20 protein-coding genes are annotated in these 23,803 nt (G+C 71.2%); 9 read left to right on the forward strand and 11 right to left on the reverse strand.

The features are described 5' to 3' along the window. The 8 genes from cmlS to ACZ4W9_RS22910 all read right to left on the reverse strand — a co-directional run bounded on the left by cmlS (position 1) and on the right by ACZ4W9_RS22910 (position 9,987). Complete coding sequence (cmlS, locus tag ACZ4W9_RS22875) at positions 1-1,716, reverse strand: chloramphenicol-biosynthetic FADH2-dependent halogenase CmlS (RefSeq protein WP_467938652.1); 1,716 nt, start codon at positions 1,714-1,716, stop codon at positions 1-3. A gap of 72 nt (positions 1,717-1,788) precedes the next feature. Continuing rightward, positions 1,789-2,424: an LbetaH domain-containing protein gene (locus ACZ4W9_RS22880; protein WP_467938654.1), complete on the reverse strand. Its 636-nt coding sequence runs from the start codon at positions 2,422-2,424 to the stop codon at positions 1,789-1,791. After that, positions 2,421-3,782, reverse strand: a complete 1,362-nt coding sequence (locus tag ACZ4W9_RS22885) for an ANL family adenylate-forming protein (protein WP_467938656.1) — start codon at positions 3,780-3,782, stop codon at positions 2,421-2,423. Before ACZ4W9_RS22885 ends, ACZ4W9_RS22880 begins: the two co-directional genes overlap by 4 nt. After that, complete coding sequence (locus ACZ4W9_RS22890; RefSeq protein WP_467938658.1) at positions 3,782-4,480, reverse strand: SDR family NAD(P)-dependent oxidoreductase; 699 nt, start codon at positions 4,478-4,480, stop codon at positions 3,782-3,784. The genes ACZ4W9_RS22885 and ACZ4W9_RS22890 overlap by 1 nt, the downstream gene beginning before the upstream one ends. Positions 4,481-4,510: 30 nt before the next feature. Next, positions 4,511-4,852, reverse strand: coding sequence for a hypothetical protein (locus ACZ4W9_RS22895; RefSeq protein ID WP_467938660.1), 342 nt, complete (start codon positions 4,850-4,852; stop codon positions 4,511-4,513). A gap of 41 nt (positions 4,853-4,893) precedes the next feature. Continuing rightward, positions 4,894-6,186 carry an MFS transporter gene (locus ACZ4W9_RS22900; RefSeq protein WP_467938662.1) on the reverse strand — a complete coding sequence of 431 codons (1,293 nt, stop codon included), beginning with the start codon at positions 6,184-6,186 and terminating at the stop codon, positions 4,894-4,896. Beyond that, on the reverse strand, positions 6,183-8,654 hold the full coding sequence (locus ACZ4W9_RS22905) for an ATP-grasp domain-containing protein (RefSeq protein ID WP_467938664.1): 2,472 nt from the start codon (positions 8,652-8,654) through the stop codon (positions 6,183-6,185). The genes ACZ4W9_RS22900 and ACZ4W9_RS22905 overlap by 4 nt, the downstream gene beginning before the upstream one ends. 79 nt (positions 8,655-8,733) lie before the next feature. Continuing rightward, a complete protein-coding gene (locus tag ACZ4W9_RS22910) occupies positions 8,734-9,987 on the reverse strand; it encodes a condensation domain-containing protein (RefSeq protein WP_467938666.1) in 1,254 nt (417 codons plus the stop codon). Positions 9,988-10,687: 700 nt separating this feature from the next. Here ACZ4W9_RS22910 and ACZ4W9_RS22915 point away from each other — a divergent pair. From ACZ4W9_RS22915 to ACZ4W9_RS22925, 3 genes are read left to right on the forward strand one after another with little or no spacing between them, the layout of a single operon-like run. Next, positions 10,688-12,892, forward strand: a complete 2,205-nt coding sequence (locus tag ACZ4W9_RS22915; protein ID WP_467938668.1) for an MMPL family transporter — start codon at positions 10,688-10,690, stop codon at positions 12,890-12,892. A gap of 51 nt (positions 12,893-12,943) precedes the next feature. After that, positions 12,944-14,149 (forward strand): sensor histidine kinase, encoded by a 1,206-nt coding sequence (locus tag ACZ4W9_RS22920; RefSeq protein WP_467938670.1) that lies wholly within the window; start codon positions 12,944-12,946, stop codon positions 14,147-14,149. Then, positions 14,146-14,808 carry a response regulator gene (locus ACZ4W9_RS22925; RefSeq protein WP_467938672.1) on the forward strand — a complete coding sequence of 221 codons (663 nt, stop codon included), beginning with the start codon at positions 14,146-14,148 and terminating at the stop codon, positions 14,806-14,808. Before ACZ4W9_RS22920 ends, ACZ4W9_RS22925 begins: the two co-directional genes overlap by 4 nt. Positions 14,809-14,886: 78 nt before the next feature. On the opposite strand, the gene ACZ4W9_RS22930 is transcribed toward ACZ4W9_RS22925, so the two are convergent. Continuing rightward, positions 14,887-15,432, reverse strand: a complete 546-nt coding sequence (locus tag ACZ4W9_RS22930) for a DoxX family protein (RefSeq protein WP_467938674.1) — start codon at positions 15,430-15,432, stop codon at positions 14,887-14,889. Positions 15,433-15,591: 159 nt separating this feature from the next. On the opposite strand from ACZ4W9_RS22930, the gene ACZ4W9_RS22935 reads away from it, so the two are divergent. After that, a complete protein-coding gene (locus ACZ4W9_RS22935; RefSeq protein ID WP_467938676.1) occupies positions 15,592-15,918 on the forward strand; it encodes a nuclear transport factor 2-like protein in 327 nt (108 codons plus the stop codon). A 103-nt stretch (positions 15,919-16,021) separates the two neighbouring features. Further along, the gene (locus ACZ4W9_RS22940) at positions 16,022-17,230 is read left to right on the forward strand and encodes a D-alanyl-D-alanine carboxypeptidase family protein (protein ID WP_467938678.1); all 1,209 of its coding nucleotides are present in this window, start codon (positions 16,022-16,024) and stop codon (positions 17,228-17,230) included. 346 nt (positions 17,231-17,576) lie between these two features. Here the strand turns inward: ACZ4W9_RS22940 and ACZ4W9_RS22945 are convergent, their stop codons facing one another. Continuing rightward, complete coding sequence (locus tag ACZ4W9_RS22945) at positions 17,577-18,335, reverse strand: SDR family oxidoreductase (RefSeq protein ID WP_467938680.1); 759 nt, start codon at positions 18,333-18,335, stop codon at positions 17,577-17,579. Between the two features lie 128 nt (positions 18,336-18,463). Next, positions 18,464-19,483: a Gfo/Idh/MocA family protein gene (locus ACZ4W9_RS22950; protein ID WP_467938682.1), complete on the reverse strand. Its 1,020-nt coding sequence runs from the start codon at positions 19,481-19,483 to the stop codon at positions 18,464-18,466. A 137-nt stretch (positions 19,484-19,620) separates the two neighbouring features. Between ACZ4W9_RS22950 and ACZ4W9_RS22955 the strand changes: the two genes are divergently transcribed. The 4 genes from ACZ4W9_RS22955 (at position 19,621) to ACZ4W9_RS22970 (ending at position 23,759) form a co-directional block, all read left to right on the forward strand. Next, positions 19,621-20,928: a multidrug effflux MFS transporter gene (locus ACZ4W9_RS22955; protein WP_467938684.1), complete on the forward strand. Its 1,308-nt coding sequence runs from the start codon at positions 19,621-19,623 to the stop codon at positions 20,926-20,928. Further along, positions 20,868-22,049: a serine hydrolase domain-containing protein gene (locus ACZ4W9_RS22960; RefSeq protein ID WP_467938686.1), complete on the forward strand. Its 1,182-nt coding sequence runs from the start codon at positions 20,868-20,870 to the stop codon at positions 22,047-22,049. Before ACZ4W9_RS22955 ends, ACZ4W9_RS22960 begins: the two co-directional genes overlap by 61 nt. 87 nt (positions 22,050-22,136) lie before the next feature. Next, the gene (locus ACZ4W9_RS22965; RefSeq protein ID WP_467938688.1) at positions 22,137-23,114 is read left to right on the forward strand and encodes a small ribosomal subunit Rsm22 family protein; all 978 of its coding nucleotides are present in this window, start codon (positions 22,137-22,139) and stop codon (positions 23,112-23,114) included. A 30-nt stretch (positions 23,115-23,144) separates the two neighbouring features. After that, positions 23,145-23,759: a TetR/AcrR family transcriptional regulator gene (locus ACZ4W9_RS22970; protein WP_467938690.1), complete on the forward strand. Its 615-nt coding sequence runs from the start codon at positions 23,145-23,147 to the stop codon at positions 23,757-23,759. The last annotated feature ends 44 nt before the right edge of the window (positions 23,760-23,803 follow it).

The raw sequence follows: 23,803 nt of genomic DNA on the forward strand, positions 1-23,803 counted from the left end.
TCACACCTCGTACTCGACTCCGACACCGTCGAACCGCAGACGGTCCTGGACCACGACGCGCTCGCCGTGCTTGTCGTACCCGGTCAGCAGGCCCGCTTCCATCAAGCGGATGACGATCTGCGAGCTCACCTCCTGCTTCCCGGCGCTGTTGAGCTGCTTGATGACCTCCTTGTAACTGATTTCTTCCTTGATGAGCTTCTCGAATATCTCGCGGTGTTCGTCCTCGAGCGGGAACTTGACCATGTCGCGTCCGCTCTCGTTGGACAGCACCTGCTTCTGTTCGAGGCGGAAGGAGAGAGGCTCGACCTTGTAGTAGGGCTTGAGCAGCACCTCTTCACCGGTCCAGGCCAGGCGCGTGATGCGGTTGAGCTGCTTGGTCAGGCTGCCGATCCAGCGCACGCGAGCCGCGTTCAGCTCCTCCTCGGAGAAGTCGTCGCTCAGCTCCTGCCGCTGGTGCCGGCCGATGGCGATCATGGTGGAGGCGCGGTCACGGAAGTCCGCGACCGAGGCGGTGGGGTTCTTCGCGTCGTCCTGCACCAGCCGGTCGAACCACTTCTTGCGGCTGAGGCGAGCGTCGTCGGACTCGGCGATCCGCCGCTTCCGCCAGAACTCGGACTCGGGTTCGGTGAACGAGGCGAACGTGTAGAAAGAGGCGAGAAACTCGTGGTACTGCTCGTAGGTCTCGCGGTAGCTGCGGTTGTACCACTCGTGGACGGCGGCGAGTTCCGTCTCGTCCTGCGCGATCCGGTCGATGGCGGAGGCCGCCGATACCGCGGACTGGGTGGCGAGGTGGACGCCCTGGGAGAAGAGGGGGTCGGTGAAGCAAGCGGCGTCACCGACGAGGAAGTAGCGACCGTCCGAGAAGTGGTCGGATTCGTACGACCAGTCGTGGACGATGCGGACCTCGTCGGCCCTCTCGGCGTCACCGAGGAGGTCGGTGACGCGCTTGGCCTTGGCCAGGGTCTGCTCGTAGAAGCGCTCCGGGCCGAGTTCCTTGACCTCCGCGGCCTTCGACCGGTCGACCACGAGGCCGACACTGTAAAGGCCCTCCTTCACCGGGATCATCCACACCCAGCCGTCCTCGAAGGTGATCGAGTACGTCGTTCCGTGCAGGTCGCCCTTGAAGGGGTCCTCGAAGTTGAAGTAGGACCAGACGGCGAAGTTCTTGTAGAACTCGTCGTAGCGGCGCACCTTGAGCTGCCGGGCCAGCGGGCTGCCGGAGCCGCCGGCGTCGATCACGAAGTCACTGCCGACCGTGCGAGTCGTCTCGCCGTCCCGGACGGTCAGGGTGACCGTCTTGTCGGAGGAGATGTCGACGTTGGTCACGGGAGTGTTCTCGTGGACGGTGACACCCCGCTCCCTGACCTCGTCCAGGAGGAGCTGGTCGAACTCCTCCCGCTTGACCTGGATGGAGTGCCCGAACACCCAGGGTGCCGTCTTCGCCGTGGCGAACGAGAAGGTCCACGGGGCCTGGTCCTGCCCCCAGAGGAAGGTCGCCGACGGCTTCTTCACATAGTTCTGCGCGTCGATCCTGTCCTGCAGCCCGAGGCGATTGAGGATGGACAGCGTGCCGGGGAGGAAGGACTCGCCCACTCGGTACCGGGGGAATTGGCCCTTCTCGAACACCTCCACCTCGTGGCCCAGCTTCTGCAGCGTCAGCGCCGCGACGCACCCCCCGGGGCCGGCGCCGATGATGGAGACCTTTGCCTTCTTCATTCTTTCTTCCTGTTCCTTGATGCCAGGCATTTCCACGCTCTGGCAGTAGCTGGTGGGAATGGGCGCGACGGCTCAGTCCGCACCGAGGATCTTCAGGCGGGGAGGAGCGAAGTAGCTTTTCCGGCTGGCGGCGTCCTCGAACAGGGTCAGTCCTGCCTGGAACCTGCTGAAGCTGCCGATCGTGATGTCTGGCGCGACTGTGCACGACAGGCCGAAAAAGTTGTCGTCTCCCGCTGTGACGCTGTTGCCGCAGTGAAAGTTCGGAGCGATGAAATTGTTCGATCCGATATGTGAGTGATTCCCTACGGTGCAGTGGTAGTTGAGCACGTTGAACGCGCCCAGGCTCGCGTTGACGCCTATGTAGCAATGAGGGCCGATGACGTTCCCCGGCCCGGTGAGCTGTGCGGGGTCCACCCTGGAAGTCGGGTGGACGATGTTTTCGGCGACGAGGCCGTGCTTTTCGATGTATCCATCGATGACCTCGCGCCGCCGCCTCGTGTCCGACACCGCGAGGACCACCCGCGTGGCGGTGACCGGTGTGAAGTCCTCCAGCGGGGACCACAGCTCCGCAGGAACATGTACGGGCTCGTCCGCGACCCGCAGGTACCGCTCGATCCGGAAACCGGCCCCGTCCGCGGCGGCGTCTTCGACGTATCGAGAGATCTCGGCGGCGAACTTGCCGGCTCCGATCACCGTGAGGGGAGTCATGTCGGGATCCGCTTCTTCTTGAACCGTTCCGATACGTTGGCGGCGTCCACCAGGTTGATCTTCGTCGGAATCTTGAAGGCATCGACCTTGTCGGCGAGGAACTCCGTCACGTGCTTGCGGAGCTGGGCGCGGTTCATCTCCCCGACGGGGATGATGTCCGCGCAGACCGACTGTCCCGTGATGGCGTTGGGTTTGCCGTAGACGGTGCAATCAGCGATCAGCGGGCTCCCCATGAGCAGGGATTCGAGTTCCAGCGGAAGGACCTTCTCTCCGCCGACGTTGATGACTTCCTTGGCGCGCCCCTTGATCCTCAAGTAGCCGTCGGCGTTCTCCTCCACGAGGTCTCCGGTACGGAACCATCCGTCCTCGGTGAGGGAGTCGCTCGGATAGTTCATGTACCCGAGGAACTGGGTCGTGCTCTTCAGCTGGAGTTCCCCGTCGACGACCCGGTACTGGACGTTCCCGTCCTCGATCTTGAAGAAGGTGCTCTTCGACGACTCGCTGGTCGTCGTCGAGATGCCGGTCTCGCTCGTACCGAAGGTCTGCAGGAGCCGGGCCCGGGGGAACGCCGCGTTCACCCTCTTGAGGAGTTCCTCGGGCATGGGCTCCGTGCCGTACGTGATCAGGCGGAGGCAGGAGAGGTCGTGCCGCTCGTGGAAGCCGGCTATCAGGATGAGGTTGAGGAAGGTCGGGCTGGTGGGCAGCAACCGGATGCGGTGCTCTTCGATCAGGGCGCAGATCTCGTCCGGAGTGCGGCGGCGGGGCACGATCGCGGTGCCGCCCAGGCGGAGGACGCCGAGCAGGGAATTGATGCCGCCGATGTGATCGAAGAGCAGGAACATCAGGACCTTCGAGGGCTTGCCCCCGACACGCGCCTTCTTGCCCAGCTTCTCCTCGAGCAGGGAATCGAAGTTGTGCAGGATCGCCTTCGGCGCTCCGGTGCTGCCGCTGCTGAGCAGGACCAGACCGGACGCCCCTTCGCGCACGAGACCCGCATAGGCGTCCGATGCCCCGGCCGGCCCGTCCAGCTTCTCGATGGTCACCTCGTCGCCACTCTTGAGCACGTGCCGGGGCGCGCAGGAGTCGCTGACCGTGGCGAGCGTGGCCTCCGTCAGGGAAACCACGGGAATGAGGATGTTGCGGTTCAGGTAGAGGGCGAAGAGAGCGGCTATGGAAGTGAGGGAGAAGTCACCGTTGAGGACCACGGCGTCGTGCGGCCGTACCTGGTGTTCCGCCAATTGCCTGCTCAGCCGCCTGACCTCGTCGGCCAGGTCCGAGTAGCTGTACGCGGTCTCGCCATGAATCACGGCCGTTCTGTCGCCGAGTTCATCGAATCGTTCGAGCAGTTCGTTTCTCATCAGTGGACTCCACCCAGGAAAAGGGTCTCTCCGGTGACGAACCCGGATTCCTGGGAGATCAGGAACTCCGCGGGTCCGACGATGTCGTCGACTGTGCACATGCGCGTGAGTGTCTGCCGCTGCAGCAGTGCGTCGATCTTCTCTGTGGGCACCGTCCGGGTGAGCACGGTGCTTACTGGGGGCAGGCCGATCCCGTTGACCCGGATATCGAAATCCGCCAACTCCTTGCTCATCACTCGCGTGAGCTGTTCGACAGCCGCCTTGCTCGCGGAGTAGACCAGTTGCCCTTCGAGTGCCCACGGCACGGCGATCGTCGAGACGTTCAGGATCGCCGGCGAGGGTGCTGCGCTCTTCTGCAGCAGCTTCACCGTTTCCCGGCAGCAGTTGAGGACAGCGAAGAAGTTGATGTCGAAGATGCGGCGCGCGGTGTCGTCCGGTGTCATCATGAAGTGGTTCATGGTGGCTGTACCGGCGTTGTTGATCACCGCGTCCAGGCTTCCGTGTGTCGCGCGAATCGCGCGGCACATGGACTTGATCGACCTGGCGTCGGTGAGATCCGCCTCGTGGTGCGCGTACCGAGGGTGGTCGATGGTGGCGGACCTCCTGCTACAGCCCACCACCGCGTGGCCGCGTGCGAGGAAATGCTGCGCCAGCGCCTTGCCGATTCCGGTACGGGTGCCTGTGATCAGAATGTTCATGAGGATCGCACTGCGATAGCCGTGCTGTGCTCAGGCATCTTGTCCGACGAGCGCGCCGCCGGCATCCTGTGCCTCGCCCCGCGCGAGCGCGATTTCCTCCTCGATGAACGCGATCAGCCTGCGTCCGCTGCTGAACGGGCTCACGCGGCGCGAAACCGCCTTCTCGGACGTGAGCGAGATCTCGACGTCGAACTCGTCCTCCAGGCCTTCCTCGACGAGAACGAGGAAGTTCACGAGGTGCATGGAGTCGAACACGGCCGCGTCGCCGTAGAAGCTGACATCGAGCAGGTTGTCCGTCGGGATCTTCTCGTCCCGTCGTTCGTTGAGCTCCTCGATGACGTTCGCGAGCACGGTGAGCAGTTGGTCCTGCATGGCGGTACCTCTCTGTGAGAGCCGGTGTGGGTGCGGGCAGTTCAGTGGGGGTCGGCAGCGACCGCCTGGCCGGGGCCGGCGTCGGCCGGCGTCGTGCGCGGCGCGGGTTCGGTCCGGGCCAGCCGGGCACCGATCGCGGTCACCGCCACAGCCGCTCCCACGAAGAGGGCGGCGAGAGCGACCAGCCCCGTGGTCTCCCGGCTGAGCAGCAGGGCGAGAAGAGCGGGGCCCACGATGTTCGCGGTGGCGGTGCCCAGACTGAACACGGAGAGGTACTCGGCGCGTTGGGTCTCCGAGGCGTGCCGGTAGGACAGTTCCCAGCCGCCGGCCCCCTGCAGCAGTTCGCCGCAGGTGAGCACGGCCGTGGCGACCAGGAGCACGCCGATGGTCACCCAGCCTGTGGATCGCAGGGTCACGATGAGCAGCAGGTTGTACGCCGCGAGGGCGAACCCGGCCCGGCGCAGCGCACGCGTGCCGTCGCGGGAACTCTTCACGTTCTTCGCGAAGTGCACCTGGAAGGCGATCGCCAGCACCGTGTTCACGGTGAACAGCGCACTCAGCAGGCCCGCCGGCGCGTCCGTCGACTGGACGATCCACAGGGGCATGCCGATGCCCAGCAGGACGGTGTGCAGGAACAGCACACCGTTGGTGACGGTCAGCCCCAGGTAACGGCGGTCGCGGGCCACCGCCGCGATGCCGCTGTACCAGCGGGCCGGCTTGTGCTCGGCTTCCGGCACGTCGACCTTGAGGAAGCCGAACAGGACGGCCGCGAGCAGGCAGCAGGCCGCGCCCGTGAGCAGAACCGCCCGCAGTGCCTGTGTTCCTCCCAGGGAGAGGAAAGGAGCGGCGGCCAGCGTCCCCAGCGACATGCCCACGTTGATGACGGAGCTGATGACCCCGAGGGTGCGCGTGCGGTCGGCTTCCCCCGCGGCGGCGTTGATCAGGATCTGGACCATCGGGAAGACCGGGCCCTGCGAGATCATGAAGAGGGACGCGAACAGCGTGAAGGTCACGGTGTCGTGCGCGAAGGCCAGAGCGCCGAACCACACGGCCCGCCAGGTCTGCAGGAGGCGGAGCAGCTTCAGGGGGCCCCAGCGGTTGGCCAGCATGCCGACCGGCACCGTGGTCAGGAATCCCACCAGGCCCGCGATCGTGAGCCCGGTGCCGATCTGGGCCGTGCTCAGCCCCACGCCCTTGACGAAGTAGACGGTACTTCCGGCCAGGTAGAGGCCACTGCTCGTCGCGTACACCACGACACCGGTGGCGATGATGCGGGCACTTCGGTTAGGCAGCGCGTAATGGCCGAACAGGCGCCGCAACGCTGTGGCGATCACGAAGCGCTCCCGGTCCGGCCGATCGGGTCGATGTCCGCCTTGACGAGCTGTGCCGAACGGTCCAGCACGCTCCGGCACTCCTGCGGGGTCTCACCCGTGGCCAGGACGGCGGCCAGACGCGGAACGACTCCGCGCGGGGGAAGACGCAGCTCCGTTCCCGGTCCGGCCAGGGGCACCACTTCGGCGACGCCGGGCACGGCTGCCGCGGCACCGACGTCGAGCGAACGGACCACGGCGTCCTGCGGCGGATAGATGAACCGGACCTCGGCGCACAGGTCACGCCGCTGCGAGACGTCGGGCTCGTCGCCGAGGGCGACGGCCACCGCCGCGGCCGTGAGGTCGATTCCGGTGGCCAGCCGGCCGAGGTGGGGGATGAAGTCACCACCGAGGCGACCGTTGAGTTCCACCAGGCGGGGCCCCGCGGTGGTGAGCCGGACCTCGGCATGCGTGACACCGGTGCCGATACCGAGCAGTCGGTGGGCCTCGTGGACGAGCCGCGTGAGACCGTCCGCCCAGGGCTCGTGTCGCCACGGCGCGACCAAGTGGCCCACTTCTTCGAAGTACGGTGCGAAGCCGAGGCGCTTGTGCGCCACGTTGAGCACCTGGACGTGCCCGTTCCGGACGACCGAGTCGACACTGATCTCCGGGCCGTCCAGGAACTCCTCGAGCACCAGGCCGTCGAGTGAGTCGATGCCGGGGAAGCTCGCCTCGGCGGACACCCGGAACCGGTTCCGCAGCTCCTCGGCGTCGCGCGCGACGACCACACCGACACTGCCGGCCAGAGAGCGTGGTTTGACCACCACGGGATAGCCGATCGAGTCCGCCGCCCGCAGGGCCTCATCCAGTCCGTGGACGTGGGCGAACCTGACGGCGGGCAGTCCGCCGGCTCGCAGCAGTCGCCGGGTGGCGAGTTTGTCGCGGCAGTTGCGCACTGCCGCGGGCGACATATGGGGCAGTCCCAGGCCGTGGGCCGCTTCCGCGGTCGCCTCCAGGAGGGCCTCGTCCCAGGTGAGAATCCCGACCCGCCCGCGGGAGGCGAGGGCGATGTCGGAGACGGCCTGCGCCAGGGTGCCGGGAGCGGTGTCCGTGACGTGCCGATGAGCGGTGACGTAGGGCTCTTGCCAGCTGGGCGCCGTGGGCGTGACGAGAGCGAGGTCCGTCGTCGCGGACGCGGCGGCGAAGGCGTATTCGCGATAGGCGTGGCCGCCACTGCCGATGACGGCCACCAGATCAGGGGCGGCTTCGTCGAGGGGAGCACACCGGAACTCGAAATCGAGGGCAGTGCGCTCCACGGCCCGCCGCACCTCCGCGGAGTCGGCGCCTCTGAAGCGGAAACGGGCCCCGGAGTGTTCGTAACCGGGTACGGCGCGGAGCGTCTGGCCGACCGAGGGGACGCGTTCCGCATACGGCCCCCGGCCTTCACCCGGCCGCGTCCCGGCCGCCGTCACCCGGCACGGTCGCGGGGCCGGCGTGGGCACCAGGAGCCAGCCGGCGCACTCGCGCGGGCGGTCGCCCGCGTCGCGTTCGGCGAACGCGGGCACGGGAGCGCCGACCTGGAGGGCGAAGGCGACGTGCATGAGGTCGACTCCGTGGACCTCCCGCCACAGGAAGGGGATCTCCGCCCCGCCCGGTCGAGCCGCGACCTCGAGCACGTGCAGCTCCGGCGCCTCCGGCGGCCCGGAGAGGAACAGCTCGAGGTGAAACACCCAGGGCTCCGCCGACATCGCGTGCGCGACCCGCTCGGTGAATGCCCCGATGACGGACAGAAGCCGGGGATCGTCCAGCTCGACGGAGCCCAGCGACGATCCCTCGGTGAAGGCGAGACAGGTGTTGAGGTAGCGCGAGGCCCGCCAGGCTCCCAGACCGTCCGCGGTCGCGACGCCGTCGACGTGCACGATGTCGTGGGGGAGGTAGGGCTGGACCAGCATCGCCTCGTCGGAGGGGAAGGCGTACCCGGCGACATCGGCCGCCGAATCCAGGCGTGTGACGCCGGCACTCGCGGTGCCGCGCACCGGCTTGACCAGGATCGGCCATCCGTGAGCCGCGCCGAACTCCCGGAGTGCCGCATGGTCCGGTGCCGGCTCGGTGGCCGGGACGGGGACACCGGCCGCTTCCAGCTTCCGGGCCATGGCGAGTTTGTCCCGGAACGGGGCCAGGGCCTTCAGCTGCTCGCCGGGAACACCCAGCTCCTCGCGGAGCTCGGCGGCCATGTCCAGGTCGACCTCGTGCAGGGCGACGATGCGGCTCGGGTGCCCGAACTCCTCGACCAGGGAGCGGACGGCCGCCCGTACCTGCTTCCCGTCCTCGGTGCTGCTCACGGTCCTCACCGCCGCGGCCTCAGCGGGCAGCGAGCCGATGGAGCGTGGGGTGGCGACGTACGTGACCCGGTGGACACGATGGTCGATGTAGGAGCCGTAGTCCGCGTATTCATCGGTCCAGCGGTGGAGGACGACGAGGTGGTCTGGCACTTTCCCTCCCTGGGGAACAGAGCTGCGGGGCGAGCCGTTGGGCGGCCCGGAGGGGAAGGACGAAAGGGGGAGTTGTCGTTCAGCGGGATGCGCCGGCCGTCACGAGGACGTCCTCGAAGGTGTGGAGCATCCCGGTGACCGTGTCGAACCCTGTCGCGGACGAGTTCTCGCGCAAGGTGCAGGTGAGCACGTCCCCGTCCTGGACCTGGAGGTACAACGGGGCTCCGATGTTCCGGCCGCCGGTGCCCGTCTCCATCTCTCGTGGGGGTGTGCTCTGCCCCGCCTGGTATGCGCCGAGATAGTTGAAGAAATAGCGGAAGAATCCGCTGACCGACCCCTCGAACGCACCGTTGACGGTGCCGGAGTAGCCGTTCTCACGGCCCACCTCGAGGATGTCGTCCACGTTGTACGCACCGTGCTTGTAGGAGCGGACGAGTTCCCAGTGGACCTTGGTGACGAAGGCGTCGAACTCCTCCGCCGGATCGACGGTCACCAGCAGGGGGACGATCTGGTTCTGCGCGGCGACCAGTGACTCCCAGCGGGGGTCGCTGCGGTTGTTGGTGTAGACGGCGACGAGGATCCGGTCCTCACCCGTCCGCCGTGCCAGTGCGGCGCAGAAGGCGGCGATGAGCACGGAGGGAGCCGAGACGGTGAGCCGGTCCGCGATCCGCTGCACTGCCCGGGCGCCCGCGGCCGAACCATGGCGGGCCCAGCGACTGGTCACCGCCTCGGGTGCCCTGTCGCGTGCCATCGGCGGCGCCGACCGCAGGATCTGCTGCCAGTGCTTGCGGGCGGACCGCCTCCGTCCCTGCCGGGCGTCGGACCACTGGTCTGCCGCGAGGTCCAGGCAGTTGGGCGCCGAGGCGGGAAGCGGCCGTCCCGCCAGGAGAGCCGTGAACTCCTCGGACAGCTGGTTGATGGCCCAGGCGTCGACGGCGATGTGGTGGAAGCAGATCACCAGCGAGGACACGACTCCCCGCGTGGTGACGACGCGTGCCCTCCAGGGGCGGTCCACGGCCAGATCGAACGGGACGGCCGCCAACTCCTCGGCGACCTTGGCGGCTTCTCCCTCGGTCACCTCGAGGCCGGCCGGTGCGGATGCCCAGACGACCTGCGTCAGACCCTGCTCGGTGTCCTCGAACCGGGTCCGCAAGGACGCGTGGCGCTCTTCGAGGGCCTCCAGCGCCTGCTCGACCGACTCCCTGGTCGCCCCGGAGGGCAGGGCCCAGACCTGGGGAAGGTTGCAGGCAACGGAAGGGATGTTCTGAATGGACCGCCACAGGGAAAGCTGTCCGAACGTGACGGGACCCCGGCTGAGTATGGGCTGTTGCATGACTTGCGACCTCAAGATCTGAATAGACACCTGAGATCCGAAGTGGCGGCGTCGGCACATGGGCGTACGTCAGAGCACGCCCAGACTCAAGGCATCGATAAAATGAAGAAGCTATATCCGCAGAGTCGGCGTCGACATGCGATCGCCAATGACCGGGACGCTGATGGACCCTGATCAAGGGCTGGAAGACGTCAGGAGCCGCCCCAATACCAGCTTCATTGCGTGGCTGGTGGCGTCAAATTGAGCCAAAATTGCTAATGCCGTTGGCGTCGCCCAGAACTTAGATGTACTGGTGAGGGACGGTCAAGAGGTTGCCCACTTTTCGAGACGACCGCTTGGCTGGTGCGGGAGGACGCTGTTATTCCGCCTTGTTCGCGCCAGAGGGTTACCAATGTCCGATTCTGAATCAATTTAGGGCGGCCTGGAGTCGTGGGTGGTGACCCCCGTCCGTCCTCCCTACTAAAAGCCGTGGGTGCGAGTGGAAAAGCAAGGGTGCCGAGGGTAAAGAGCAGTACAAAGCCGCCTCGGGGGAGGCGCCGTTGACCCGAAACGGCACGGTTTCCGGGGTATTGGTGGGATACGAGCGATCCGGACCCCGCCGGGACGGGCCCGCCCCGCCCGGGGTCCACCACCCGGTGGACCCCGGGTTCCACCGGTCGCCGCTGTCGGCGGGGCGGGTGCCGCGCGGAGCATGAGCGGCATGAAGAATCTCCTTGTGCGCATGGCCGGCTGGAGTGCCGCTCACCCCTGGCGGGGCATCGTCGGCTGGCTGGTGTTCGTCGTTCTCTGCCTCGGCACCGGCATCTGTGCCGGCACCAACGCGGCCACCTCCGAGGACTTCCGGATCGGCGAGGCCGGACGCGGCGAGGCGATCGCCGCCGAGGGCGGGCTCCAGCAGCGGCCCGTCGAGCACGTCCTGATCACCGCCGGGCCCGGCGGCGGACGACTCGACGGCCGTGCCGCCGACGCGGCCGCCGCCGACGTCACCGCCCTGATGCGGAAGCTCCCCGAGGTGCGCTCCGTCGCCGAACCGGTGCACGACGCGCGGCACACCGCCGTACGGGTCACGGTCACCCTCAACGGTCCCGAACTGGAGGGCAAGAAGCACGTCGAGCCGCTGCTCGCGCAGACCGCCGCCGTGCGGAAGGCCCACCCGGGGCTGCGGATCGAGGAGACCGGTTCCCCCTCCATCAGCAAGGGCGTCGAGAAGCTGCGCGGCGACGACCTCTCGCGCACCGAGGTCATCGCCCTGCCGGTCACCCTCGTCACCCTGCTGCTGGTCTTCGGCTCCGTCGCCATGGCCCTCGTACCGCTGCTGCTCGCCCTGTCCTCGATCGTGGCCGCCGTGGGACTGTCGACGGCGGCCTCGCACGTCTTCCCCGACGCGGGCGTCGGCACCAACGTCATCCTGCTGATCGGCCTCGCCGTCGGCGTCGACTACACCCTCTTCCACCTCAAGCGGGAGCGGGAGGAACGGGCCCGTGCCGGGGGCCGGCTGAGCCCACGGGCCGTCGTCGAGATCGCCGCCGCCACCTCCGGCCGCGCCGTCGTCCTCTCCGGGCTCGCCGTCGCCGTCTCCAGCGCCACCCTCTACCTCGCCGACGACGTCATCTTCTCCTCCATCGCCACCGGCGCCATCGTCGTCACCCTCGTCGCCGTCGTCAGCTCCCTGACGGTCCTGCCCGCGCTGCTCGCCAAGCTGGGCATGCGCGCCGAGCGCCGGGCCGAGCGCCGGGCCGCGCGCGGGCTCGCGCCGAAGGAGCCGAAGACCGGCGAGGCGGGGCCCGGGCGGCTCACCGCCGCCGTGCTGCGGCCCGTCGCCAAGCGGCCCGCCGCCACCCTGCTGGTCACGGTCCTCGCGCTGCTCGCCCTGGCCGCCCCGGTCCTCGGCCTGAAGCTCACCGACATGGGCCGCGAGACACACTCCCGTTCGATCGCCGCCATGCGGGTCTACGACCGGCTCAACGCGGCCTTCCCCGAGCTGAAGTCCATGCACCAGGTCGTCGTCCGCGCCGACGCCGACCGCTCCGCCGAGGTCACCGCGGCCCTGCGCGCACTCGCCGCCGACGTCGCGGACGACCCGCGCCTGAGCGGCACGTCCACCCTGACCACCTCGCCCGACCGGCGGATCAGCATGCTCCAGCTCCAGGTCCCGCACCACGTCGGCACGGACCAGGCGCAGTCCTCGCTCAAGGACCTCCGCGAGCGCCACGTCCCCGAGACCGTCGGCAGGGTCACGGGCGCCGAGACCGCCGTGACCGGCGACGTCGCCCGCTACGCCGACTACCCGGCCCACCAGGAACAGAAGCTGCCGCTCATCATCGCAGCCCTCCTCCTGGTCACCTTCGCCATGACCGTATGGGCGTTCCGCTCCGTCGTCCTCGGGCTGGTCGGTGTCGTCCTCAACCTGCTGTCCGCCGGTGCCTCGCTCGGCGTCATGGTCCTGGTCTTCCAGCACAGCTGGGCCGAGGGCCTGGTCGACTTCACCTCCACCGGATCGATCGGCTCGCGCGTCCCGCTGTTCCTCTTCGTGATCCTGTTCGGCCTGTCCATGGACTACCAGGTCTTCGTGATCAGCCGCATCCGGGAGGCCGCCCTGCGCGGGGTCCCCACCCGCAGGGCCGTCACCGAGGGCATCGGCGGCTCGGCCGGCGTGGTCACCAGCGCCGCCGTCGTCATGGTCACCGTCTTCGCCAGCTTCGCCGCCCTGCACCTGATCGAGATGAAGCAGATCGGGTTCAGCCTCGCCGTCGCCGTCCTCCTGGATGCCTTCGTCATCCGCATGCTGGTCCTGCCGGCTCTGATGCTCCTGCTCGGCGAGGCCAACTGGTGGCCCTCGCGGGGGGTGCGCCGCGCCCGCGCCACCGCCGGGCCCGCCCCCCGTCCGCTGGAGCCGGTGAGCTGACCGCCACCGCCGATAGGATTCCGAACGCCCTGACGAATGAGGTGAGTCAGCGTGGCCCCCTGGCAGCGGCAGCCGAGCGACCCGCTCACCCCGGACCGGGTCCGCCTGTGGAACCTGGCGGGCTGGATCCTGTTCGGCCTGCTGCCGACGGCCGGCGGCGTCCTCGACCGGTCACCGGCCCGGCAGTACGGGATGTTCGGCCTGCTCGCCCTGATCGCGGTGTGCCACACCGCCGTCCTCCTCCGGCCGCGCGGCCGGTTCCTGAACCGCCGCGCCTACCTCGGCGTCCTCGCCCTCGTCCTGGGCGGCAGCTCCTACCTCCTCGACGGCGGGGCCGCCTTCTACACCGTGTCCCTGCCGCAGTTCTGGCTCTACACCCGCACCGCCCGTGACGCGGTCGCCTTCGGCGGCGCCGCCGCCGCGCTCACCGTGTTCGGCGGCACCCTCGGCCAGGGCTGGAGCCCGTCCTTCCTCACCGGCAACACGGTGGCCACCCTCGTCGCCTGCGCCGCCGGTTCCGGCCTCGGCCTGTGGCTCCACCGCTTCATCGGCCTGAGCAACGAGCGGCAGGAACGACTCACCGCCGAACTCGCCCTCACCCAGGAGGAACTGGCCCTCGCCCACCAGCGGCAGGGCGCCGCCGAGGAACGCGAGCGGATGGCCCGGGAGATCCACGACACGCTCGCCCAGGGCTTCGCCTCCATCGTCGTACTCGCCGAAGCCGCCCGCGCCACCCTCCCCAGCGACCCCGAACGCAGCGCACACCAGCTCGCCTCCATCGAGCAGACCGCGCGCGAAAACCTCACCGAGGCCCGGGTGCTCGTCGGCTCCGTCCCGGCGAGCGGCGTGGCACCGGGCTCGGTCGCCACCACCCTGCGCCGCACCCTGGACCGCTTCGTGCAGGACACCGGCCTCACCGTCACCGCCGAACTGCCCGACATCGACCTGGACCAGCGCACCCGCGTCGCCCTGCTGCGCTGCACCCAGGAGTCCCTCGCCAACGTGCGGAAACACTCCGGGGCCTCCACCGTCGGCGTCGTCCTCGGCGAGGTCCCCGGCGGCGTCGAACTGGAGATCACCGACGACGGCAACGGCTTCGTCGTCGCCGAGTCCCGCGGCTTCGGCCTCGACGGCATGCGCCGGCGCCTCGCCGAACTCGACGGCGAACTCACCGTCACCAGCTCCCTCGGGGACGGCACCCGCATCCTCGCCACCCTGCCCACGCCCCCTCCCGCCGACCCCGGAGGAACCGGATGACCCACAGCGACAGCGACAGCGACTCCGCCGGCGAGCGGATCCGTGTCGTCGTGGTCGACGACCACACCGTGATGCGCGCCGGGGTCGTGGCCCTGCTGGCCGGCGAGCCCACCATCGAGATCGTCGGCGAGGCGGGCGACGGCCGCGAGGGCGTCGACCTGGTCCGGCGGCTCGCCCCCGACGTGGCCCTCCTCGACCTGCGCATGCCGGTGCTCGACGGAGTGGCCGCCACCACCGAGATCGTCGCCCTGCCGGTGCCGGCCCGGGTGCTGATCCTCACCACGTACGACACGGACGCCGAGATCGAACGGGCCGTGGAGGCCGGCGCCGTCGGCTATCTGCTCAAGGACACCACGCGCCGGCAACTCGCCGACGCCATCCGCTCGGCGGCACGCGGAGAGACGGTCCTCGCGCCCAAGGTCGCCGAACGCCTCGTGGCCCGTATGCGCCGCCCCGCACCCGTCGTTCTCACCCCCCGCGAACGCGACGTGCTGCGCGCCGTCGCCGACGGCCTGTCCAACGCCGAGATCGGCCGCCGCCTGGTCATCGGCGAGGCCACGGTGAAGACCCACCTGCTGCGGGTCTTCGCCAAACTCGACGTCAGCGACCGCACCCGGGCGGTCGTCGTCGCCCTGGAACAGGGCCTGTTGGCGGGGTGACGGCCCCGCCTCGCGCGCCTGCGGTGGCCGGGGGGCTTACGGTGGTGGGGAGGCACTCACGGCGGTCGAGGTGCGCGCTCACTCCTCGAACAGCGTCTCCTGCTCGCCCTCCGCCGTGCGCCGCAGCCGACGGGCGCGCGCCCCGACCACCGCGGCCGTCACCGCCGCCGTCGCGCCGAGGGCGGCCGGAACCATCCAGCCCCGGTCGAGGACGTGCCCGAGCGCGTGGTCGAGGGAGAGGCGGCCGGGGCCGGTGACGGCGAGGCCGGACGCGACCAGGCCGAGGAGGGCCGCGTGTTCGTAGCCGCCCTCCTGGGCGAAGAAGCCGTTGGGCACGTGCACCGCCGCCGCGCCCGCCATCCCGCCGGCCGCCGCGGCGCCCGCCGCCGGGGTGGCGAGGCCCAGCGCCAGCAGGGTGCCGCCGCCGGTCTCCGCCAGGCCCGCCGCCATCGCGCTCGGCTTGCCGGGCACGTAGCCGATGGACTCCATGAACTGGCCGGTGCCCTCCAGGCCGTGTCCGCCGAACCAGCCGAACAGCTTCTGCGCGCCGTGCGCCGCCAGCATCCCGCCGGTGCCCAGCCTGAGCAGCAGCAGGCCCAGATCGCGTCGGTCGTAACAGGTCACGGTGACTCCCAGCAGACAGGCGGACGGACTTCCCCCGTGGTTCCCCGCGGTGCCCGCCGAGGGGCCCCGTGACCCCACCCTCGCACCCGCCGCCCCGCCCGGCTCCCCGTGACTGCCGTTCGGGTGGCGGGCCGGGTGCGGCGGTGTGAACCTGACGCCATGACGATCCAGCCAGCGAAGCTCAGCGACCCGGCCGTCCGGGCCTTCGTCCACGCCGTCAACGCGCACGACCGCGAGGGCTTCCTCGCCCTGCTGGCGCCCGGCGCGACCATGTCCGACGACGGCGCCGACCGGGACCTCGCCGACTGGATCGACCGGGAGATCTTCTCGTCCCACGGGCACCTGAACGTGGACAGCGAGTCGAACGGCGGCCGTACCCTGCTCGCCCGCCACCACAACGACACCTGGGGCGAGATGCGCACCAGGTGGAGCTTCACCGTGGAGGACGACGGACGGATCTCGCGGTTCGAGACCGGGCAGGCGTGAGCGGGGCGGGGCGGCTCGGGCGGACGTCCCTCCCCTGGCGTGATCCGAGCCGCATCGCCCTCCGGTCGCGGTGCGCCCGCTCGACGCGGTGTACCGTCCCCGGGTGCGTGAATGTTCCCGGCTCAGCCGGCGTGCCGTCCTCGGGCTGACGGCCGCCGCCCTGTCCCTGTCCACGGCCACCGACGCCGCCGCGAGCACGGTCACCGCCATCGGGGGCGAACGCCTGGCCCGTCCCGGCGTCCAGGTGCGCGGCGCCTCGGGACCGCCCGGGAAACTCACCGCCCGCGCCTGGCTGGTCGCCGACTGCGCGAGCGGGGAGGTACTCGCCTCGTTCGACGCCCACCGGCGGCTCGCGCCCGCGTCCACGCTGAAGATGCTGTTCGCGGACACCGTGCTGAAGAAGTTCGACCGCGCCCGGCGGTACAAGGTCACCGACGCCGACCTCGCCGACGTCCCGGCGGGCTCCAGCCTCGTCGGCATCAAGCCCGGCATCACCTACACCGTCGAGCAGTTGTGGCAGGGCGTGTTCCTGCGCTCCGGCAACGACGCCGTGCACGTGCTGTCCCACCTGAACGGCGGCCTCGCCAGGACCGTCGCCGAGATGCAGGCCAGGGCCGACGACCTCCAGGCCCTGGACACCCATGTGGTCAGTCCCGACGGCTTCGACCACAAGGGCCAGCTCTCCTCGGCGTACGACCTCACGCTCTTCGCCCGCCACGGGCTGCGGGACGCCGACTTCCGGGCCTACTGCGGCACGCGCACGGCCGACTTCCCGGCGGGCGGCAAGAAGACGTTCCAGATCCAGAACACCGACCGTCTGCTGACCGGCGCATGGGGTCTGAAGACATACGACGGGCTGATCGGTGTCAAGAACGGCTACACCAGCCATGCCGGCAACACCTTCACCGGTGCGGCCACCCGGGGCGGGCGCACCCTGCTGGTGACCGTGATGCACCCCGAGGCCGGCGGCAACGCCGTGTACGAGGAGACCGCCGCGCTGCTCGACTGGGGCTTCGCCCACGGCCGTTCGGCCCGGCCGGTCGGCACCCTGGTCGCCCCGCTCAGCGAGGGCGGGGCGGCCGCGGACCCGGTGCCCGTGCGGAAGGCGGTCCGCGCGGCGGCCGGCGCCCCCGGCGCGATGACCGCCGCCGGCACCTCGGCCGGCCCCGCCGTGGCGGCCGGTGCCGGGGCGCTCGCCCTGCTGGGAGCGGGCGCCTGGGCCCTGCGCCGCCGCCGGGCACGAACCGCGGCGGCCGGGGGTGGCGGCGAGGGGCCTCAGCCGGTGCGGAGGGACGGGACCGAGCGCCCGTAACCGGTGCGGAGGGACGGAACCGAGCGGCCGTAGCCGGGTGTCGGCGTCCGAGCGCGCGAGCGCGCGAGCGGGCGCGCACCGGCGCATCCCCGTCGTTCCCGGCCCGCCCGTGCGCGTACGTATGCGGCGGCCGTTCCCCCCGGTCGGACCGGCCTCGCGGTGGTGCGAGGTGTGTCCCCCCTGCTCCGGCCCGGTGGAACGGCCGCCGTCTCCCCCTCGGAGTGGCTCGCGGAACCTTCACATTTCAACTGTGAAGTTCCGGTGGAGAAAAGTTGAGCACACCTCAGCAACGTGCGGCAATAGTCCGGACGTCCACGTTCCGCCCGCCCGTGCGCCCGGACCCGGCTCAACCTCGCCCGACGTAGGGCATCGTCGTCGCCAGCACCGTCGCGAACTGCACGTTCGCCTCCAGCGGCAGCTCCGCCATGTGCCGTACCGTGCGCGCCACATCGGCCACGTCCATCACCGGTTCCGGGGCGACCTCCCCGTTTGCCTGGAGTGCACCCGTCCGCATCCGCGCCGTCATGTCGGTCGCCGCGTTGCCGATGTCGATCTGGCCGGCCGCGATCCGGTACGGCCGCCCGTCCAGGGACAGCGACTTGGTCAGGCCGGTCAGCGCGTGCTTGGTCGCGGTGTAGGCGACGGAGTGCGGGCGGGGCGTGTGCGCCGAGACGGAACCGTTGTTGATGATCCGGCCGCCCTGCGGATCCTGCTCCTTCATCCGCCGGTAGGCCGCCTGCGCGCACAGGAACGCCCCGTTGAGGTTGGTGTCCACCACGTGCCGCCAGGCGTCGTACGGCAGTTCCTCGACCGGGACCCCGCCGGGCCCGAAGGTGCCCGCGTTGTTGAACAGCAGGTCCACCCGGCCGAACCGCTCCACGACCGCCGTGAACAGCGCGTCCACGTCCTCGGGCCGGGACACGTCGGCGGGCGCGGCGAGCGAGGCCGTCCCGGGCGCCAGCGCCGCCGTCTCCGTCAGCGGCTCGGCACGCCGGCCGGCCAGCGCCACCGACCAGCCGGCGCGCAGCAGTTCCACGGCGACGGCCCGCCCGATGCCGGACCCGGCCCCGGTCACCACCGCGATCTTCGAGTTCCTGTCAGTCATGACTCCGCAGCGTAGGCGGAGAGTCCGTCATGCGGAATCCGATGTCCGCCATACGGCTAACGGTCGCCGGGGGACCCTGCGGCTGACGGCCACTGGAGCCGCCCCACGGCCGAAGGCCGTCGGCGCCGCTACGGCCGGACACCCACCGCCGCCGCATCCCCGGGATACCGCACCCCCACCCGCTCGCGCACCGCGTCCATCGTGCGCATCACCGCGAGCGTCCCCTCCAGCGGCACCAACGGCGACTCCTTCTCGCCCGCCCGCAGCGCCCGCATGACCTCCAGCGCCTCGTGCCGCATGCTGGTGCGCGGCCCGTCGGCGGGGTCGGCGGCGAACTCCTCCGGGTCCCGGCCCTCCCGGTGCAGCACGAACCGCTCCGGGTGGAAGAACCCGGACGGCACGTCGATCCGCCCGTGCGTGCCGGTGACCGACGCGGTGTTCGCCGTACCGCCGGTGATCGAGCAGTGCAGCGCGGCCAGCGCGCCGCCCTCCCAGGACAGCACGGCCCCCGTCTGGAGGTCGACGCCCTCGGGCGAGAGCACCGCGCTCGCGGCGATCGAGTCCGGCTCGCCCAGCAGCAACTGCGCGAACGACACCGGGTACACCCCCAGGTCCAGCAGCGCGCCGCCGCCCAGCGCCGGGTCCCGCAGCCGGTGCGCGGCGGGGAACGGCCCGGCGATCCCGAAGTCCGCCTGCACGGTGCGCACCTCGCCGATCGCCCCGTCCGCCACCAGCGCCCTCAGCCGCCGGATGAGCGGATTGCAGTACATCCACATCGCCTCCATCAGGAAGCGGCCGTGCTCCCGGGCCAGCGCGACCAGTTCCTCCGCCTCGCGCAGGTTCAGCGTGAAGGGCTTCTCGCACAGCACGTTCCGGCCCGCCGCCAGGCACAGCCCGGCCGCCGCCCGGTGCGCCGAGTGCGGGGTGGCGACGTAGACGACGTCCACGTCCTCGTCGGCGGCCAGCGACTCCCAGTCGCCGTACGCCCGCTCGGCCCCGAACCGCTCGGCGAACGCCTCGGCCGACTCCCGCCGGCGCGAGGCCACCGCCACGATCTCCGCGTCCGGGAGATCGACCAGATCCGCCGCGAACGCCGCCGCGATCCCCCCGGTCGCCAGGATCCCCCACCGCACGCTCTGCTCCGCCATCGCCGCCCCGCCCTCGCTCGTGTGTGCCTCGGCAGTCTGTACGAGCTGAGAGCATAGGTGCCGGTCGGGCCGCTGACACCGATGTCCGTGGCACCGACGGCGAAGGCGGCACCCAGGGCACGGACAGGGAGGGGCAGATGCCGGAGCACGCGGCGACACCGACGCCGGAACAAGACCACCCGATTCCCGCACCGCCCCCGCCGGCCGGCGCCCCGGGCCGCACCGGCCCCCTCGTCACCCTCCTGCTCGGCGCCCTCACCGCGACCACCCCGCTCGCGATGGACATGTACCTGCCCTCGCTGCCGGAGGTCACCCGCTCCCTGGACGCCCCCGCCGTCACCGTCCAGCTCACCCTGACCGCCTGCATGGCCGGACTCGCGCTGGGCCAGCTGATCGTCGGCCCGCTCAGCGACCGCTGGGGCCGCCGCCGCCCGCTGCTCGCCGGACTCGTCGTCTACCTGGCCGCCACCGCCCTGTGCGCCCTCGCGCCCACCGTCGAGACGCTGATCGCGTTCCGGCTGGCGCAGGGCCTGGCCGGCGCGGCCGGGGTGGTCATCGCCCGGGCCGTCGTGCGCGACCTGTACGACGGTGTGGCCATGGCCCGCTTCTTCTCCACCCTGATGCTGATCTCCGGGGCCGCGCCCATCGTGGCGCCGCTCGTCGGCGGGCAGATCCTTCGGGTGACGGACTGGCGGGGCGTGTTCGTGGTGCTCACGGTGATCGGCGCGCTGCTCACCGCGCTGGTCTGGCTGCGGCTGCCGGAGACCCTGCCCCCGGCCGAGCGGCACCGCGGCGGCACCCGCGAGGCCCTGCGCGCCATGCGCTCCCTCCTCGCCGACCCGCCCTTCACCGGCTACATGCTCGCCGGCGGCTTCGCCTTCGCCGCGCTGTTCGCCTACATAGCGGCCTCCCCGTTCGTCATCCAGGAGATCTACGGCGCCTCCCCGCAGACCTTCAGCCTGCTGTTCGGCCTGAACTCCGTCGGCCTGGTGGTCGCCGGGCAGGTCAACGGAAAGCTGCTGGTCGGCCGGGTCGGCCTGGAGAAGGTGTTCGCGGCTGGCCTGACGGTGATCGTGCTCGCCGCGACCGCCCTGCTGCTGATGGCCACCGGCGTCCTCGGCGACACCGGGCTCGTCCCCGTCGCCGCCGCCCTGTTCGTCCTGATGTCCGCGATGGGCATCACCCTGCCCAACGCCCAGTCCCTCGCCCTGCTGCGCGTCCGGCACGCCGCCGGATCCGCCTCTGCGCTGCTCGGCACCTCCTCCTTCCTCGTCGGCGCGGTGGCCTCCCCGCTCGTCGGCGTCGCCGGGGAGCACACCGCCGTGCCCATGGCCGTGGTCCAGCTGGCCGGGGCACTGGTCGCGGCGGCCTGCTTCATGGGAATGTGCCGTCCCTGGACGACACGGGAAACCGCCCGTGCGCACGCGGAGGGAGACGCGAGCTGAGCGCACCGAGACTGCGCGCCGGCACACCGGAACGCGCCGGGCTCGACCCCGTCGGGCTCGGGCACCTGGTCGCCGAGGCGCACGCCCTCACCGCCGGTGAGCGCCCCTGGGCGGCCGGTGCCGTCGTGCTGGCCGGCCGCGGGCCCGTGATCGCCGTGGCCGAGGCCGCCGGCTGGGCGGTCCGCTACGCCCGCCACGACCCCGCGACCGGCACCGGCGTGGAACTGCCGCCCCCCGCCCGGGTCCCGGCCACCCTCGACACCCGCTTCGACCTGGCCTCCCTCACCAAGCTGTTCACGTCGGTGGCCGCCGTGCAGCAGATCGAGCGCGGCACCCTCGGCATCGACGCCCGCGTCGGCGACTACCTGCCCGACTTCCACGCCGCCGCCGAGCACGGCGTCACGGTACGGCAGCTGCTCACCCACACCTCCGGGCTGCGCCCCGAACTGCCGCTGTACGACTGCCCGGACGACGCGACCCGGCTGGACCTGCTGCGCGCCGAGGCGCCGACGGGCCGGCCGGGCACCCACCGGTACTCGGACCTGAACATGCTGCTGCTCCAGGCCGTCCTGGAACGGGTCACCGGCCGCACCCTGGACGCCCTGGTGCGGGACGGCATCACCCGGCCGCTCGGCATGACCGCCACCGGCTTCGGGCCCTGCCCCGGCGCGGCGGCCACCGAGGACCAGCGGCGGCCGTGGGCCAAGGCCGAGCGGGGGATGCTGCGGGGCGTGGTCCACGACGAGAACGCCTGGGCGCTCGGCGGGATCGCCGGACACGCGGGCCTCTTCTCCACCGCGCCCGACCTGGCCGTCTTCTGCCGCGCCCTGCTCGCCGGCGGCTCCTACGGCCCCGCGCGCATCCTCGGCCCCGACTACGTGGAGCTGCTGTTCACCCCGCCCGGCCTGGGCTTCGTGCTGGACCAGCCGTGGTTCATGGGCGAACTGGCGGGGCGCGGCGCGGCGGGCCACACCGGCTTCACCGGCACGTCCCTGGTCCTCGACCCGGCCACCGACACCTTCCTGATCCTCCTGGCCAACACGGTCCATCCCCGCCGCCGCCCAGCGGACAGCGCCCCGCGAGCCCGCCTGGCGACGAGACTGGCGAGGGCGGTCGTCTGACCCGGCCGGGGATGCGCCCGCGGCCGACGGAACCGGGGCGGGTGGGCGGGCGGCGGACGAGGGGGCCGGGCGCCTTAGAATCGCGGGGTGAACGACCCCCTCCGCACGGCCCTGGCCGACCTGCTGGACGGCCTGCCCCCCAAGGAGGTGGCCGCCGCCGTCGACCGCCTGATCGCCAACTACCGCGGCGACACCCCCACCCACGCGCCGATCCTGCGCGACCGCGCCGACGTCGCCGCGTACGCCGCCTACCGCATGCCCGCCACCTTCGAGGCGGTCCGCTCCGCCCTCGCCGCCCTCGCCGACGCCGTCCCCGGCTGGATTCCCGCCGGCCACACCGACGTCGGCGGCGGCACCGGCGCCGCCACCTGGGCCGTGCAGACCACCTGGCCCGGCGCACGCGACGTCACCGTGCTGGACTGGGCCGAACCCGCCCTCGCCCTCGGCCGCCGGCTCGCCGCCGCCCACCCGGCCCTGAAGGACGCCCGCTGGCAGCGCGCCCGGATCGGCGCCGACCTCACCCTGGACGACACCGACCTGGTCACGGTGTCGTACGTCCTCAACGAACTCGCCGGCCCCGACCGCGCGGCCCTCGTCGACGCCGCCGCCCGCGCCGCGCGGACCGTCGTGATCGTCGAGGCCGGCACCCCGGCCGGCTACGACCGCGTCATCGAGGCCCGCGACCGGCTGATCGGGGCCGGCTTCCGGATCGCCGCGCCCTGCCCGCACAGCGCCGCCTGCCCCATCGTGCCCGGCACCGACTGGTGCCACTTCTCCGCCCGGGTCGGCCGCTCCTCCCTGCACCGCCGGGTCAAGGGCGGCTCGCTGGCGTACGAGGACGAGAAGTTCTCCTACGTCGCCGCCACCCGGCTGCCCGCCGAACCGGCCCCCGCCCGGGTGGTCCGGCGCCCGCAGATCCGCAAGGGGCAGGTGCTGCTCGACCTGTGCGAGGCCGACGAACGGCTGCGCCGCAGCACGGTCACCAAGCGCCACGGCGACCTGTACCGGGCCGCCCGGGACGCCGACTGGGGCGACGCCTGGCCGCCGTACGACTCCGCGTCGTAGCCCGCCCCCCTGGCTTGTTACTTTCGGTGCATGGTCAGCAAGCCCGCCCCCGACGCCACCCGCCGCAGCGAGAAGTCCCGCCGGGCGATCTACGCCGCCGCCCTCTCCCTGGTCGCGGAGGTCGGCTACCCGAAGACCACCGTGGAGGGCATCGCCGCCCGCGCCGGGGTCGGCAAGCAGACCATCTACCGCTGGTGGTCCGCCAAGGCGGACGTCCTGCTGGAGGCCTTCCTGGACCTTGCCGAGCAGGCCGCCCGCGCGGCCGGGCACGAGACGGCCGCCATCCCGGACACCGGCGACCTGGCCGCCGACCTCAAGGCCGTGCTGCGGGCCACGGTGGACGAGCTGCTCGACCCCCGCTTCGACGCGCCGGCCCGGGCACTGACCGCGGAGGGCGTCGTCAACGAACAGCTCGGCCGCGTCTTCGTCGCCAGGCTCCTCGAACCCCAGCTCCAGCTGTACGTCGCCCGGCTGCGCTCCGCACAGGACGCCGGCCACGTACGGCCCGACATCGATCCCCGGATCGCCCTGGAACTGTTCGTCTCGCCGCTCGCCCAGCGCTGGCTCCAGCACACCGGCCCGATCACCTACGACTACACGGACACCCTGGTCGACTACGCGCTGTACGGCCTGTCACCGCGTTGACGGCCCGCCCCCCGTACCGGTGACCGTCGGCTTCCCGCCCACGC

Source organism: Streptomyces sp. NPDC029296 (assembly GCF_055569255.1).

Coding starts and splice junctions, on each gene's coding strand:
- cmlS (WP_467938652.1), bottom strand. CDS start 1,716: ATGAAGAAGGCAAAGGTCTCCATCATCGGCGCCGGCCCCGGGGGGTGC.
- ACZ4W9_RS22880 (WP_467938654.1), bottom strand. CDS start 2,424: ATGACTCCCCTCACGGTGATCGGAGCCGGCAAGTTCGCCGCCGAGATC.
- ACZ4W9_RS22885 (WP_467938656.1), bottom strand. CDS start 3,782: ATGAGAAACGAACTGCTCGAACGATTCGATGAACTCGGCGACAGAACG.
- ACZ4W9_RS22890 (WP_467938658.1), bottom strand. CDS start 4,480: ATGAACATTCTGATCACAGGCACCCGTACCGGAATCGGCAAGGCGCTG.
- ACZ4W9_RS22895 (WP_467938660.1), bottom strand. CDS start 4,852: ATGCAGGACCAACTGCTCACCGTGCTCGCGAACGTCATCGAGGAGCTC.
- ACZ4W9_RS22910 (WP_467938666.1), bottom strand. CDS start 9,987: ATGCAACAGCCCATACTCAGCCGGGGTCCCGTCACGTTCGGACAGCTT.
- ACZ4W9_RS22915 (WP_467938668.1), top strand. CDS start 10,688: ATGAAGAATCTCCTTGTGCGCATGGCCGGCTGGAGTGCCGCTCACCCC.
- ACZ4W9_RS22925 (WP_467938672.1), top strand. CDS start 14,146: ATGACCCACAGCGACAGCGACAGCGACTCCGCCGGCGAGCGGATCCGT.
- ACZ4W9_RS22935 (WP_467938676.1), top strand. CDS start 15,592: ATGACGATCCAGCCAGCGAAGCTCAGCGACCCGGCCGTCCGGGCCTTC.
- ACZ4W9_RS22945 (WP_467938680.1), bottom strand. CDS start 18,335: ATGACTGACAGGAACTCGAAGATCGCGGTGGTGACCGGGGCCGGGTCC.
- ACZ4W9_RS22950 (WP_467938682.1), bottom strand. CDS start 19,483: ATGGCGGAGCAGAGCGTGCGGTGGGGGATCCTGGCGACCGGGGGGATC.
- ACZ4W9_RS22955 (WP_467938684.1), top strand. CDS start 19,621: ATGCCGGAGCACGCGGCGACACCGACGCCGGAACAAGACCACCCGATT.
- ACZ4W9_RS22970 (WP_467938690.1), top strand. CDS start 23,145: ATGGTCAGCAAGCCCGCCCCCGACGCCACCCGCCGCAGCGAGAAGTCC.